The following is a 12713-nucleotide window of genomic DNA, read 5'->3' as shown; positions in this document are numbered from 1 at the left end:
CTCGCAGAAGGAGGAAGTCTCTTGACGAACATATCTGAAGAAACGGTTTTAAAGGTAGCGAATTTAGCAAAACTTGAGGTTTCAAAAGACGAAGCAGGCGCTTTTGCGTCACAGCTTGATAAGATTATTGAGATGGTTGAAAAGCTGAACGAGCTTGATACAAAAAATGTGGAGCCGACATCGCATGCGATTGAAGTGTCCAATGTTTTACGGGAAGATGTGGCACACCCAGGATTAAAACGTGAAAAAGTGCTTCGTAATGCACCTGATTCGCAAGACGGTATGTTTAAGGTACCAACCATTATTGAAGAGTAAGCTTTATTTAGGAGGGAATTTATTTTGGGATTATTTGAACACTCAGTGAAAAATCTGCATGAGATGCTTGTGAAAAAAGAAATTTCCCCGTTTGATTTGGTGAAAGAATCTTTCGACCGCATTGATGCTGTAGAAGATAAAGTCGGCGCTTTTATTACTTTAAATAAGGAAATGGCGCTTGATGTTGCAGAAGAACTCGGCGATGCGGGCATTGATCCGAACAATATGCTTGCAGGGCTTCCAATCGGGCTTAAGGATAATATTGTGACAAACAACTTGCGGACAACAGCTGCAAGTAAAATTCTCTATAATTTTGATCCGATTTACGATGCGACGGTTGTTCAAAAACTCAAGGCTGCGCAAGCGATTAATATCGGAAAACTAAACATGGATGAATTTGCGATGGGGTCTTCAACAGAAACCTCTTATTTTCATAAAACGCATAACCCTTGGGATCTAACGAAAGTTCCAGGTGGTTCTTCAGGCGGAAGTGCTGCAGCAGTTGCGGCATCAGAAGTTTTATTCTCGCTTGGCTCAGATACGGGCGGTTCGATTCGTCAGCCGGCAGCATTTTGCGGAGTTGTCGGGATGAAACCTACATACGGTCGCATTTCGCGTTTTGGTCTGATTGCGTTTGCTTCATCGCTTGACCAAATTGGTCCAATTACGCGTACGGTTGAAGACAATGCTTACCTGCTTCAAGCTATTTCGGGCGTGGATGAAAATGACTCGACTTCGATTGACCACCCTGTCGAAGATTTTGCTAGCCAATTAACGGGCGATATCAAAGGTCTTCGGGTTGGGGTTCCGAAAGAATATATCGGTGAAGGGGTTCAGGAAGGCGTGAAAAAAGCGGTGCTTGAAGCGCTTGAAACCCTCAAAAAACTCGGAGCAACGGTGGAAGAAGTTTCGCTGCCGCATTCTGAATACGGTGTAGCAAGCTATTATATTCTTGCATCAAGTGAAGCTTCGTCAAACTTGGCGCGCTTTGACGGCGTTCGCTACGGCTATCGTTCTGAAAAAGCACAAACGCTTGATGAGCTTTATAAAATGACGCGTTCTGAAGGCTTTGGTGATGAAGTGAAACGCCGGATTATGCTTGGAACATATTCGCTAAGCTCGGGCTACTATGATGCGTATTACAAAAAAGCGCAACAAGCACGTACGCTAATCAAACAAGACTTTGAAAAAGTCTTCCAAGATTTTGATGTGATTATCGGTCCAAGTACGCCGACAACGGCATTTGATATTGATGGGATGATTAACGATCCAATCACGATGTATCAAAACGATTTGCTTACGATTCCGATTAATTTAGCTGGTCTTCCAGCGATTTCGGTGCCTTGTGGATTTAGCGCTGGTCTTCCGGTTGGTCTTCAAATTATCGGAAATCATTTCGAAGAAGGTCGCATCTACAATGTGGCACACGCTTTCGAGCAAGCAACGAACTTCCACAAAGAAAAACCATCATTATAAAGGAGCGGTTGAAGCATGAATTTTGAAACGGTAATTGGACTTGAGGTCCACGTTGAACTGAAAACTGAATCTAAGATTTTCTCTTCTGCTCCCGCACACTTTGGAGCAGAACCTAATACGAATACAACAGTAGTTGATTTAGGGATGCCGGGTGTTCTCCCGGTACTGAATAAACGGGCTGTCGAGTTTGGCATGAAAGCGGCGATGGCGATTAATTGTGAAATTGCACGCCACACAAAATTTGACCGTAAAAACTATTTCTATCCAGATAATCCAAAGGCCTACCAAATTTCGCAATTTGATAAGCCGATCGGGGAACATGGCTGGATTGAGATTGAAGTCGGCGGTAAAACAAAAAAAAATCGGGATTACTCGTCTTCATTTAGAGGAAGATGCTGGGAAAAATACGCATACTTCGCACGGGTATTCGCTTGTTGATATTAACCGTCAAGGAACGCCTTTGATTGAAATTGTATCGGAACCGGATATTCGTTCGGCGGAAGAAGCTTATGCGTATCTTGAAAAACTAAAATCAATTATTCAATACACGGGTGTTTCGGATGTGAAAATGGAAGAAGGCTCGATGCGTTGTGATGCCAACATTTCCATTCGTCCTGTTGGGCAAGAAGAATTCGGTGTTAAAACGGAACTGAAAAACTTGAACTCGTTTAACAATGTCCGCAAGGGAATTGAATATGAAGAGAAACGTCAAGCTGAGGTGCTTATGGCTGGCGGAATTATTGAGCAAGAAACGCGCCGGTTTGAAGAAGCTACGGGTAAAACTAGTTTGATGCGCGTCAAGGAAGGTTCGGATGATTATCGTTATTTCCCAGAACCAGATCTTGTCGATCTTTTCATTGATGAAGCATGGATGGAACGGATTCGAGCAGAAATTCCTGAACTTCCGGATAAACGTCAAGCGCGCTATGTCGCTGATCTCGGTCTTCCTGCATATGATGCGATGGTGCTTACGCTTACGAAGGAAATGTCTGATTTCTTTGAAGCGGCCATTGCGCTCGGGGCAGATGCAAAACAAGTTTCCAATTGGTTGATGGGCGAAGTTTCTGCTTACTTGAATGCGGAGCAAAAAGACTTGGCGGATACGGGACTTACGCCGGCAAACTTAGCAGGGATGATTAAGCTGATCGAAAACGGCACGATTTCTTCCAAAATTGCCAAGAAAGTCTTCCGCGAGTTAGCTCTTAATGGCGGCGATGCTGAGGAAGTCGTGAAGGCGAAAGGGCTTGTTCAAATTTCAGATGAAGGCGAGCTGCACACGATTATTTCTGGGATTTTAGATAATAATGCGCAGTCGATCGAAGACTTTAAGAACGGGAAAGATCGCGCTGTTGGATTCCTTGTCGGGCAAGTCATGAAAGCGACGAAAGGCCAAGCGAATCCGCCAATGGTAAACAAAATTTTGCTTGAAGAAATGAATAAACGCTAATTTGTTTTTTCTATCGTTTTTACTAGAAAAAGAGAGGGCTCGTGCTCTCTCTTTTTTCTTTTTTTTAGCTACGTTTTTTTGCTATAATGGAAATGTTAGTGTGAATTGTGTTAGATAGTTCACAATTTGCTTTTTTGGTAGGAGAGGATGAACGCACATGGCGAAGAGAGCCCGTGTTATTTATAATCCGACATCTGGTCGGGAAATCATTAAGAAAAATTTAGCAGATGTTCTAATGATCTTGGAAAATGCTGGTTATGTCACTTCGGCGCATGCGACAACACCTGAAGAGGGAGACGCGGAACGTGAAGCGCGGCTCGCGGTTTCGGAACGTTATGATCTTGTGGTTGCGGCCGGGGGGGACGGAACGATCAATGAAGTGATCAACGGAATTGCCGAACAGGAATATCGGCCAAAAGTGGGGATTATTCCAACTGGGACAACGAATGATTTCGCGCGAGCGCTGCATGTGCCGCGTGATGTGATCAAAGCGACAGAGATTATTGCAAGCGGTGAGTCGGTCGCGATGGATATTGGAAAAGCGAACGGCACGTATTTTATCAATATCGGCGGTGGCGGACGAATTACGGAACTGACCTATGATGTGCCAAGTAAACTTAAAACGATGCTCGGGCAGCTAGCATATTATTTGAAGGGGATTGAGATGCTTCCGTCGATTAAAGCGACGCAAGTTAAGATTGAATATGATGACGGCGTTTTTGAAGGGGAAGCAATGTGTTTTTTGCTCGGACTGACAAATTCGATCGGCGGTTTTGAAAAGATTGCTCCAGATGCAAAACTAGATGATGGCAAGTTTTCATTGATCATCTTGAAGAAAGTAAACTTGGCGGAATTTATTCGACTTGTAACGCTTGCGCTTCGTGGAGATCATATTAAGGAACCAAATGTGATTTATGTCAAATCGCGTAAGGTTGTTGTGACTTCCGAGGAAAAAATGCTGATTAATTTGGATGGCGAGCTTGGTGGGGAAACTCCGATGACGTTTGAAAACTTGAACCGACATATTGAATTCTTTGCGGATGTAGATTCGATCCCTGCAACAGATTTGAATCGAAAAGAAGAGTCTGATTTGTTAGCTTAAAAAAGGCTCAGTGTGAACGGGACTTCCGGCACTGCATTCTAGTAAAAAAGTTGTCTTTTTTGTCATAGATTTGTATTATTCGAGGAAAAGACTTATAATGGTAAAAGTTCTGAAGCAGAAAGTAGGTGTGAAGTGTCTTGAAAAGATCCATTCCGCTGAAAAAAATTGTGATTGCAGGGGTTTTTGCTTTTTGCTTAATTCCTCTCATTACTTTTGTTTTTTGGCACGTAAAAGCTGATGAATTCGAGAAAAAGGCAAGCAGTTCGGAGCTGATTTCGAGTAATCAGGCTTGGGTGGAAACCAAAACGGCAGTTCCGCTTACTGATGATATTAGTTTTGTACCAGATGAAGCAGGTACGACGGTGAAGATTATGAAAAATGGTGATCTGGCGGTTGATGTGGTGAATCCGGAACTTCTTCAAGCGATGGTGGAAGAAAATCCTGGTTTTAACGGGATGAAAGAATACCGTCTGCTGGTTGCCGCTGATCGGGTTGCCGATTATTTAAACAATGATCGTTATCTTTTCCCGGTTGAACACGGTTATGAAGGGTTTTCAAATTTCCACGTGAAATCTGGAAACCGTGAAATTCGCTCGGAAGATAGAACTATTCCAGTGACTCAAAAAGGAAGTAGTGTCGCGGTCGAGTTGGACTTATCTGCAAAGACTTCGGATGAACTGGCGGGGCAAGCAGTGGATGCACTCAACATGAATGTTTCGTTGAAGAAGCTTTCGCTTGATGATTCTTTTGCAACAAGTTTTAAGACGGTTAAAGCACATCCTAAAATGTTTTACCATGATTTTACAGTCGAAAAAAAATTCGTTGTTGATTTTTAAGAATGAGAAACGTGTGCAGATTGAAGAACCGATCGGAATTGAATATATTTTAAAATGAAACAGGACAGCTAGTCCTGTTTTTTGACGCATTTTAGGTTATAATGAAAAGATGGATTTTGAGACGGAAGGATGAAGTTTGGTGGAGACGAGTCAATTGCAGAAAAATCAGCAGCTTGAAGTTGTGATTGAAGATTTGACGCATGATGGAAGCGGGGTTGCTAAAATTGACGGCTATCCGCTTTTTATTCCGAACACGCTTGTCGGTGAACGAGCGCTTGTGAAGGTCGTGAAGCTTAATAAAAAGTTTGGATTCGGCCGATTGGTTTCACTGCTTGAAGAAAGTAAAAATCGGGTCGAGCCGCCTTGTGAGGTTTACGCAAAATGCGGCGGCTGCCAGCTACAGCATCTTTCTTATGAAGGTCAGCTTGGCTTTAAACAGCGGCAAGTAGAGCAAGTTATGCAGAGAATTGGGAAGCTTGATGTGGAAGTTTTGCCAGTAATTGGGATGGAAAATCCGTTTCGCTATCGCAATAAATCACAAGTTCCGGTTGGTTATGTGAATGGGAAGCTGACGGCTGGTTTTTATCAAAAACGGACGCACGATATTATTGATATGGATACGTGTTTGATTCAAGATGAGGTGAGCGACAAAGCGATTCAGGCAGCGCGGGAAGTGTTTGAGGCGTTCGGCGTGGAGGCTTATGATGAACTTCGGCATAAGGGTGTTTTACGCCATATTATGACGCGAGTCGGCAAATCTTCTGGCGAATTAATGCTTGTACTCATCACGCGGACAAAAGAACTCCCATTCGCTAAAGAAATTACGGATCAGCTCGTGAAGGTGATTCCAGGGCTGACCTCGGTTGTGCAGAATATCAATCCGCAGAAAACAAATGTTATTTTCGGCGCAGAGACGCGACTTCTTTATGGGAAAGAACGGATTACGGATACGATTCACGGGATTCAGTTTGCCATTTCTGCAAAGAGTTTTTATCAAGTCAATCCGTTGCAAACAGAAGTGCTCTATCAAAAAGCGCTTGATGCGGCGGAACTTACAGGTGAGGAAACGGTAATTGATGCGTATTGCGGAATCGGCTCGATTTCTCTTTGCCTTGCGAAGCAGGCGAAACAGGTTTATGGGGTTGAGATTGTGGATGCCGCAATCCAAGACGCTAAACGAAATGCAGAGTTGAACGGGCTTTCTAATGCAGTGTTTGAAACGGGAAAAGCAGAAGAAGTCATTCCGCGCTGGTATAAAGACGGAGTCAAAGCGGATGTAATTGTCGTCGATCCGCCGCGAAAGGGTTGTGATGAACATTTGCTGGCCACGATTTTAAAGATGAAACCGAAACGAGTGGTTTATGTATCTTGTGAGCCAAGCACACTTGCACGTGATTTGCGAATTCTTGCGGATGGCGGTTATGAGGTTGGAAAGGTGCAACCGGTCGATATGTTTCCGATGACGACGCATATTGAAAATGTGGTGGCGCTTGATTTAAAAGCGGATGCTGTCGTTTAACGAATGTTTAAAAGTCTCGGTACTTAGATGTGCGGAGACTTTTTTATTTGCTAGGGGGAAAGGGTTGCAGAAAACGCACCTTGGAAGTTTTTTATAAAGGCAACGTTTTGTTGCGGCTCTTAAAATAGGTCTAGCAACGAAAAGATGCGAGGAAAATAGTGATAAAACCTTTACGACAAGGCGAGGAGGGCTTTCGTATGGTTGATATTAGTGCTCATATTCAGCACTATCGAAAAGTACAGAACATGTCTCATCATGAACTTGCTGAGAAGCTTCATGTCTTGAGGCAAACCATTTCAAAATGAAAAGTTCGCCGGGGCTTGATTGTGTGATTCAACTAAGCCGCGAACTTGAAATTTCTCTGGATCAGCTTATTTTTAATCATGCGAAGGAGATAGAAAAGATGAAAAAAGCATTGTTAGTAGTGGTAAATTATACAGCGTCTGGGGATAAAACATGGGGAAAAGAAGCAAAAGATTACGGGACGCGCGATTTGCTTGCGCATTTATCTGTTCAATATCTGTACTGCGACTGGCGTCCGGTTACTGGCGCTGAGCTTGAAACTGTACTCGATCACTCAGATGTTGGGTTTTATCATGCTGACGCCCGCAACAAAACGACACTTGGATGCTATCAAGCGCAACTATACAGGAGAAATTAAAGTTTTATCAGGGGCGTCGTACACAAATCTTACGGCTGCGCACTTGCTCGAAAAAATGATTCAGCTTAACTTTTGTTTGAGCTACAGGTATTACCGCGAAATTACGGTTTTAAAGTTTTTGCATGATGTCATTGGCAATTTCAAAAGGTGTTTTTTGATCGGTTGAAACGGAGAAATCCGCTGTTTTTTCATAGTAATATTCACGCGCGCGAAAGATCGCTTCGATCTCTTCGGGCGTTTTTTTTTTTGGACGAGCGGTCGCGTTTTGTCGCCTTCAAGTCGCTTCAAAAAGGTGCTCGGACTGGTTTTCAGATAGACAACGGCTGCAGGATTTGCGCTTAGATGGGCACGGGTTTCGCTTGCTAAGATGATACCGCCGCCTGTTGAAATGATCGCCCGAGTATCTTGAAGCGCTCTTAGTTGCTCTTGTTCCATTTTGCGGAACGCTGCCTCGCCATGTCGTTCAAAGATGGTACGAATCGGGATACCAGCTTCTTTTTCGATCGTTTTGTCGATATCTATGAAAGGAAGCTCAGTTTTTGCGGCAAGCATCTCACCGACGGTCGTTTTGCCGGAAGCCATGAAGCCGATAAGGATGATTGATTGAATGATTGGTCTCCTCCTTGGTTTGAAATCTTAGCCGTATTTTAACACTTCACAGGATAAAAGGTCAAACCCTCTTTTTATTGGGCTTCATTTGGTGTAAAATAAAATTAGCAGCACGGGAGAGGAGATACTATGGATTTTCTAACAAAGATTTGCGCTGATGAAACGGTGAAGCTTTATGTGAATCGACGTCTTGTCGTTTCGAGTGTTTTGATGGCGCTTGCTTGCAGCATTTTGATCTATTTGATTTTTAGTCGGATTAAGGGTGTAAATGGAGTGGAAGAAATGATTTTACTCATTTTTCTTGCGGCGTTTGTTTTGCGGCCTTTTTTTCGGTTGTTAAATGTGATGCCAACGATTGAACTGAGGAAGGAAGGCATTGCTTATCGTGGCGATTTTCAACCGTGGCACGCGGTTTTTGAAGCGGAAGTTGTACGTTCAAAATTTAAACTGGCGAGTAACGGGCGTTTGATGCTTTATACGAAGATCAAGGATAAAAAAGAGTTGGCATGGGATATTACGGCTTATGACAGCAACATTGATTTGGCTGAACTTTTGAAGCTGATCGAATTTTGCACAGATGAGTTTGGGCAAAAAGAAGTGGATTCCGGCACGGTTTCTACAGAAAAACCGGTCAATGCTTCGTTTTAAACGGTTTCGCTTCGGGTAAAGACGAGGGAAATGAGGAGGCGAAAGTGATGGGAAAACGATATTTTACAACAAGTGCAACAGGAGTTGGCGGGCGCACGGGCACGGTTCATTCTAATAACAGTGAACTCACGTTTAAGCTCAGCCGGCCGGTTTCTTTTAAAGGGGAAGGCGGCGACGGGACGAATCCGGAAGAGCTGTTTTCGCTTGGTTATGCGGCTTGCTTCGGCAGTGCTTTTCAGTCGGTAGCACGCAAGAATAAATCGGAGGCAAAGGCTGAAATTACGGTTGAAATTGCGATGAACGATGACGATACAAATGGCGGTTATAAGCTTTCAGCGAAAATCAGCGGCTTGATACGCGGTGCAGAGCAAGCGGAAGCGGAACGGCTGATGCAGCTTGCACATGAAATGTGTCCGTATTCCAAAGCGACACGCGGTAATATTGAGGTGGAACTCGAAACGAAAACGGAAGCTTAGGTTGAATCAAAGCACTTGGACAATGTTCAAGTGCTTTTTTTATGGAAAAATACGACCAGAGACCATTTTTTATGATACGATAGACTGGTACAATAAGCGAGATCAATTATCAGGAGCACACAAGATGGAGCCAGTTTTAGAAGCAAAAAAAATCAGAAAAGTTTACGGGACGAGGTCTAATCTCTACCCCGCAATTAATGATATTTCATTTGAAGTGGCTCACGGCGAATTTATTAGCGTCATGGGGCCTTCTGGAGCAGGAAAATCCACTTTGCTGAATGTTTTGTCATCAATTGATAAACCAACTTCAGGCGAAGTGAAGATTAGCGGGGTGGATTTATTTGAAATGAAAGCTCGTGATCTTGCGGTTTTTAGAAGAGATCGTTTGGGTTTTATTTTTCAAGATTATAACTTGCTGGATACGATGTCGCTGAAGGATAATATTACGATGCCGCTTTCGCTCAGCCGCACGCCGGTTGCGGAAATCGAAGAACGGTTTGAAAAAAATTTCGCGGGAGTTTGGAATTTATGATTTGCGCGATAAGTTTCCAAATGAAGTTTCTGGCGGACAAAAGCAGCGCACAAGTGTCTGCCGCGCGCTTATTACGAATCCAGATTTGATTTTTGCTGATGAACCGACCGGCGCACTCGATTCCAAAGCGGCGACAAATTTGCTTGGAAGTTTAGAGCACATTCGCGAGAGCCGCGAAGCTACCATTTTGATGGTGACACATGATGCTTTTGCTGCGAGTTATTCGAACCGCGTATTATTCATTAAAGACGGTGAAATTTATACAGAGATTCATAAAGGCAACAAATCGCGCAAACAGTTTTTCCAAATGATTTTGGATTGTTTAGCGCTACTTGGCGGTGATACGGATGCCGCTCGTTAAAATTGCTTTTACCAATATGATAAAAAACTTCCAATCCTACTTGCTTTATTTTATCAGCACAGCTGTCAGCATCTTGATTTTTTTTCACTTTTATGTCGCTCGCAAATAATCCGCTGATTCGTAAGATATTCATCAAATGGGAAGTAATCGGGGCGTCACTTTTTTCATCTTCGGCCTTTATTTTAATTCTTTTTGTGGGATTTTTCATTTTTTACTCAAACGGATATTTTTTGAAACGGCGAAAGCGTGAACTTGGGTTGTATTTACTCCTTGGCCTCAGAAAAAGTCAAATTTCGGTTATTCTTGTGATTGAAAATCTATTGGTGTATTGTGCATCGCTTATCACCGGTATTTTATCCGGTATTTTTTTCTCGAAGTTATTTTCCATGTTGTTATTTTGGATTGTTGATTTGCGTGTTAATACAGCTATTATTCTTTCAGGAAAAGCGGTATTTGATACGATTATGATATTTGCGATCGTCATGGCGGTCACGTCGTTTTATGCAGTCAGCATGGTTTATCGCTACAGCATGCTCCGGCTTTTTCAAACAGGAGATAGGGAAAAAAACACGCCGCGAGGTTCCGTTTGTTTGACTCTACTTGGATTTGGGCTAATTGGTTTCGGCTATTATCTGGCACTAGAAAACATTGAAACATCGGCGATCTGGCAGTGGTTGCGATTCTTTCGTGGCTTCGGTTTGATTTTAATCTGTGTAGTTGTCGGAACATGGCTTGTCATTCGGTTTTCGATGCCACTTGGTTTACGGTTTTTCCATAAACGAAAAGCCATTTATTACTATGGCACCAATTTGTTAACCATTACTTCGATGCGTTCTCGAGTCAAACGCAATGCCAATACACTTGCGATGATTGCGGTGCTTAGTGCAACTACACTTACCATTATCGGCGCACTTAGCAGTTTTTATTCTGGAACGATTGATGATGTCAAAAATGAAAACCCAAGCAGCTATCAATTTTTAAATCTAACTCCGGAAAAGCAAGATGAAGTCGAGCGGATTATTCGCAGAAGTAGCGGTCATTCGTTAAATTATCAAACGGAAAGTTCTTATGTGAGTGCGGCTGTGCATAATCCGACAAAGCGCATGCCCTATGAATTTTATAGCAACGGCGCACAGTTTTCTTTTATTTCAGAGCGGGAGTTTAGCCGCTTAAACCGCATCGAAGGGCATAAAAATAAAGCGATCAGCGGACTCGAAGATGGGGAAGCAGTATTTGTCGGACGCGATAGTTTTCGGGCGCCTGAAAAGCGCCGTGACCGCTTAAAAAAAGCAAGTCTTTCAATTATTGTCGGAAGATGAGAAGCGGATTATCGGAACGATTCAAATTCGAGATTTTCGTGAGTACCCGCTTTATAATACCGGATTTGCTGATGCAACGCTTGTTGTAAATGAGCGCTATTATGAGCAGTTGAAACGAGAACTTCGACCAGCGCATGTGTTTATTTATGATGTGACAGAAGTGGAGCATTCGGAGGAGCTTGGCAATAAGTTGCAGCTCGCTGTCGAAGGAAAGGTCAGCATCTGGTCGGACAAAATGTCCAGTTATTACTCGAACTACCATATCGTCTCAATTTTAACTGGAACTATTCTTTTTATAGGGGTTTTTATCAGCATCGTTTTCTTCTTGGCAACGGGAAGTATCATTTACTTTAAACAGGTTACAGATGGCTATTCGGAAGCGCCTCAGTTTGATACTTTATTCAAACTTGGCTTATCCGATCAAGAACTTCGAAGGGTAGTTGCGGGACAAATTGCGCCAATGTTTATCGTGCCGCTGTTATTCGGTATTTCGCATAGTGCGTTTGCAATGGCAGGTCTTTCGCTTAATTTTGAGGTTGAAGTGAAATTGCCGCTTGTGATCGTCACGTCAATTTATTGTGTGTTTTACGGGCTTTATTACTGGATTACGGTGAACAGCTATACGAACATCGTATCACGGCACCGTCCTCACTAGTAAAAATGGTGATAATCAGCTAAAATAGAACTAAGTAAGATTTTGGAGGTCCAGGAATGGTAAAAGTATATATCGTAGAAGATGATGTGGTCATTCGCGATACGATTCAAAAACACCTGAATAAATGGGGCTTTGAAATCGGAGTCGTCGAAGACTTCAATAATATTTTAAATGAGTTTTTGGAATTTGAACCGCAACTTGTGATTTTGGATGTAAACTTACCCTATTTTGACGGCTTTTACTGGTGCAACCAAATTCGTGAAGTATCCAATGTTCCGATCATTTTCTTGTCATCGCGCAACTCGCGGATGGATCAAATTATGGGAATGAACATGGGAGCGGACTATTATATCGAAAAACCGGTTGATCTCGATGTTTTAATGGCACGGATCAATGCGCTTCTTCGCCGAACCTATTCATATGCGGAGCTTGAAGAACCCAATGTAATTGAACATCATAACGTCTTTTTGCACATTGATACGAATACACTGACGTATTTGGATGAAAAAATTGAACTGACGAAGAATGAATTTCTGATTCTTTATGAACTGATGAAGCAAAAAGGTACGATCGTGAGCCGAGATGGAATTATGCGTGTTCTTTGGGAAGATGAAAGCTTTGTCGATGATAATACGCTAACGGTTAATATCGTTCGGATTCGGAAGAAGCTTTCTGAAATCGGGCTGAACAATTTCATCAAAACAAAAAAAAGGTCAAGGCTATATGATTGAATAAAATACGGGAAGCGGATTGCGGC

At 42.8% G+C, this 12713-nt stretch carries 11 protein-coding genes and 3 pseudogenes; 13 read left to right on the top strand and 1 reads right to left on the bottom strand.

The features are described 5' to 3' along the window. The first annotated feature begins 21 nt into the window (after positions 1–21). From gatC to MFLO_RS10010, 7 genes and pseudogenes are all read left to right on the top strand, one after another. Positions 22–315 carry an Asp-tRNA(Asn)/Glu-tRNA(Gln) amidotransferase subunit GatC gene (gene gatC, locus MFLO_RS10040; RefSeq protein WP_036097816.1) on the top strand — a complete coding sequence of 98 codons (294 nt, stop codon included), beginning with the start codon at positions 22–24 and terminating at the stop codon, positions 313–315. A 24-nt stretch (positions 316–339) separates the two neighbouring features. Further along, a complete protein-coding gene (gatA, locus tag MFLO_RS10035) occupies positions 340–1791 on the top strand; it encodes an Asp-tRNA(Asn)/Glu-tRNA(Gln) amidotransferase subunit GatA (protein WP_036097815.1) in 1452 nt (483 codons plus the stop codon). A gap of 15 nt (positions 1792–1806) precedes the next feature. Next, positions 1807–3238, top strand: a pseudogene (gatB, locus tag MFLO_RS10030) (Asp-tRNA(Asn)/Glu-tRNA(Gln) amidotransferase subunit GatB). A gap of 157 nt (positions 3239–3395) precedes the next feature. Then, positions 3396–4340, top strand: coding sequence for a diacylglycerol kinase (locus MFLO_RS10025; RefSeq protein ID WP_036097813.1), 945 nt, complete (start codon positions 3396–3398; stop codon positions 4338–4340). 137 nt (positions 4341–4477) lie between these two features. Then, positions 4478–5176: a hypothetical protein gene (locus tag MFLO_RS10020; RefSeq protein WP_036097812.1), complete on the top strand. Its 699-nt coding sequence runs from the start codon at positions 4478–4480 to the stop codon at positions 5174–5176. A gap of 139 nt (positions 5177–5315) precedes the next feature. Continuing rightward, entirely contained in the window at positions 5316–6695 is a 1380-nt protein-coding gene (gene rlmD, locus MFLO_RS10015) for a 23S rRNA (uracil(1939)-C(5))-methyltransferase RlmD (RefSeq protein ID WP_036097856.1), read from the top strand. Between the two features lie 301 nt (positions 6696–6996). Beyond that, positions 6997–7356 (top strand): hypothetical protein, encoded by a 360-nt coding sequence (locus tag MFLO_RS10010; protein WP_051993598.1) that lies wholly within the window; start codon positions 6997–6999, stop codon positions 7354–7356. 90 nt (positions 7357–7446) lie between these two features. Here the strand turns inward: MFLO_RS10010 and MFLO_RS10005 are convergent, their stop codons facing one another. Beyond that, positions 7447–7938, bottom strand: a complete 492-nt coding sequence (locus MFLO_RS10005; protein ID WP_241433621.1) for a shikimate kinase — start codon at positions 7936–7938, stop codon at positions 7447–7449. A 156-nt stretch (positions 7939–8094) separates the two neighbouring features. Here MFLO_RS10005 and MFLO_RS10000 point away from each other — a divergent pair, with 156 nt between their 5' ends. From MFLO_RS10000 to MFLO_RS09980, 6 genes and pseudogenes are all read left to right on the top strand, one after another. Continuing rightward, entirely contained in the window at positions 8095–8613 is a 519-nt protein-coding gene (locus MFLO_RS10000; protein WP_051993597.1) for a hypothetical protein, read from the top strand. Between the two features lie 47 nt (positions 8614–8660). Continuing rightward, positions 8661–9089 (top strand): Ohr family peroxiredoxin, encoded by a 429-nt coding sequence (locus tag MFLO_RS09995; RefSeq protein WP_036097811.1) that lies wholly within the window; start codon positions 8661–8663, stop codon positions 9087–9089. A 124-nt stretch (positions 9090–9213) separates the two neighbouring features. Further along, positions 9214–9982: pseudogene (locus MFLO_RS09990) on the top strand (ABC transporter ATP-binding protein). Between the two features lie 230 nt (positions 9983–10212). Continuing rightward, on the top strand, positions 10213–11301 hold the full coding sequence (locus tag MFLO_RS16470; RefSeq protein ID WP_241433620.1) for an FtsX-like permease family protein: 1089 nt from the start codon (positions 10213–10215) through the stop codon (positions 11299–11301). After that, the gene (locus MFLO_RS16465; RefSeq protein ID WP_241433619.1) at positions 11288–11956 is read left to right on the top strand and encodes an FtsX-like permease family protein; all 669 of its coding nucleotides are present in this window, start codon (positions 11288–11290) and stop codon (positions 11954–11956) included. Before MFLO_RS16470 ends, MFLO_RS16465 begins: the two co-directional genes overlap by 14 nt. A 56-nt stretch (positions 11957–12012) precedes the next feature. Beyond that, a pseudogene (locus tag MFLO_RS09980) lies at positions 12013–12691 on the top strand (response regulator transcription factor). Positions 12692–12713: the final 22 nt, after the last annotated feature.

The organism is Listeria floridensis FSL S10-1187, assembly GCF_000525875.1.
Lineage (GTDB): Bacteria > Bacillota > Bacilli > Lactobacillales > Listeriaceae > Listeria > Listeria floridensis.
This window is presented reverse-complemented; position numbering and strand designations above follow the sequence as displayed.

Bases quoted from the DNA above. Each gene is read 5' to 3' on its own strand.
- MFLO_RS10025 (WP_036097813.1), top strand. From the start codon at position 3,396: ATGGCGAAGAGAGCCCGTGTTATTTATAATCCGACATCTGGTCGGGAA.
- MFLO_RS10010 (WP_051993598.1), top strand. From the start codon at position 6,997: ATGAAAAGTTCGCCGGGGCTTGATTGTGTGATTCAACTAAGCCGCGAA.
- MFLO_RS10005 (WP_241433621.1), bottom strand. From the start codon at position 7,938: ATGGCTTCCGGCAAAACGACCGTCGGTGAGATGCTTGCCGCAAAAACT.
- MFLO_RS10000 (WP_051993597.1), top strand. From the start codon at position 8,095: ATGGATTTTCTAACAAAGATTTGCGCTGATGAAACGGTGAAGCTTTAT.
- MFLO_RS09995 (WP_036097811.1), top strand. From the start codon at position 8,661: ATGGGAAAACGATATTTTACAACAAGTGCAACAGGAGTTGGCGGGCGC.